Genomic DNA, 1,612 nt, shown 5'->3' on the forward strand with positions numbered 1-1,612 from the left:
AACAAAACTGCGGAAGCAGGAGCCTTCTACTACATAGAGAGTCATGACCGCAAAATACGTTACAATTCAATCCTTAAGACAGGGATGGACAATGGGGATCTGAAACAATTCACATCAGCCACTTCGTTCCTCCCGGAAACAGATGCAGTCCATACTACAGCCTATCGCGAACAACGCAACAAGAATACTTATGCCAGCTGGACTAATAAATTTATTTTCATCATTCCCAAATCATATATACGTTATATACCAGTGATTTCTTATTCTTACGGACGGACAGATGGGAATTACCTTTCTGCCGAAGGAAACAGACTGCTGGGACACCAAGGACTGGACTCTATCTTCATGACAAGCAACTGTGGGAAAGACTTTCTCAACCTGCTTGCCACTCAGGACCTTGGCCGTACACATAAATGGAGTACTAACGGAAATATGGATACAGACATAAGCCTGAAAGCATGGAATTTGAATCATATTCATTTATCACTGTTCTATGAATACAACCATGAACGGGGGTATGATATGCAACACTACAACCTGCTCACAGCAAACCAGACGGCCGACAAACGCAATCGTTATGACAATCGGCCCAAAAGTAAGTATATTTATCGTATTATGATTGATTGGCCTTTTATATCCAATAAAAAACAGAAACTGTTTTTTACCTATGGTTACACCCAGGAATTCCATTCTTCCGAGCGTATGCTTTACAGACTGGACCGGCTGGGCAATGAATGGATGCCCGATAAGGCTCCTATCGGGCTACTTCCTTCTGCAACTGATTTGTATAAGCATTGCATGGATTCGCTAAACAGCTACCACCGTTCATACTTTTATTGGTTTCATTCACCACAATTGAGATGGTCCTATAATACTGAAGATTTGCAGATATCAGCCCGTCTTCCGCTTAACATCACATACGAACGTCTGAATGAATGGCGGCCGAAGGGAGAACAATCCAATATTCGAAGGGAGGTATTTACGTGGCCGAATATAACTGTCACGTTCAAGGGAGTGGAGTTACACTTTGATATGCAGCACAGATCACCTTCACAGACTTTAATGCTTGACGTATGTGACGACAGCAACCCTCTGGCTGTCTATCTCGGAAATCCTTCTCTAAAATCATCCTATGAATATTATCTGGGTACAAAATGGGCAGGATTCAAGCAGGAAAAAACGCGTCTTTGGAGTCTGGGTCTCTCCTTATATACAATCAATAATGCCATAGGACAGTTACGCCGTTTCAATCCACAGACCGGAGGTTATACCTATACCCCCTGGAATATTGACGGAAACAGAGGATTTTGGTTCTCAGGAAATTACAGTCAATCCTTTGGTAAGAAACAGCGTTGGTTCCTCAACATGAATACGGATATAAGACTGGACCGCAGTGTAGATTTCGCCAATGCGGGCACGACTGATGATTTCCAGAAGAGCATCGTACAGAATCTGCATGTTTCTCCAAACATAGGCATAGACTATCGCTATTCCAAGTGGCACGCCGGATTCAAGGCCTCCGCAGACTGGGAACGCCTCACATCTGCACAGGAAGGATTCGAAACGCTCAGCCAGGTGGATTATCTCTACACCCTCAATCTGGATGCACAAT

At 43.6% G+C, this 1,612-nt stretch carries 1 protein-coding gene; it reads left to right on the top strand.

What is annotated here, in order from left to right:
* Positions 1 to 84: 84 nt before the first annotated feature.
* A partial coding sequence (locus DXA74_RS03300) for a hypothetical protein (RefSeq protein WP_199666071.1) occupies positions 85 to 1,612 on the top strand: 1,528 nt, incomplete at its 3' end.

Origin of the sequence: Bacteroides sp. OF04-15BH (assembly GCF_003477995.1) — a bacterium.
Classification (GTDB): Bacteria; Bacteroidota; Bacteroidia; order Bacteroidales; family Bacteroidaceae; genus Paraprevotella.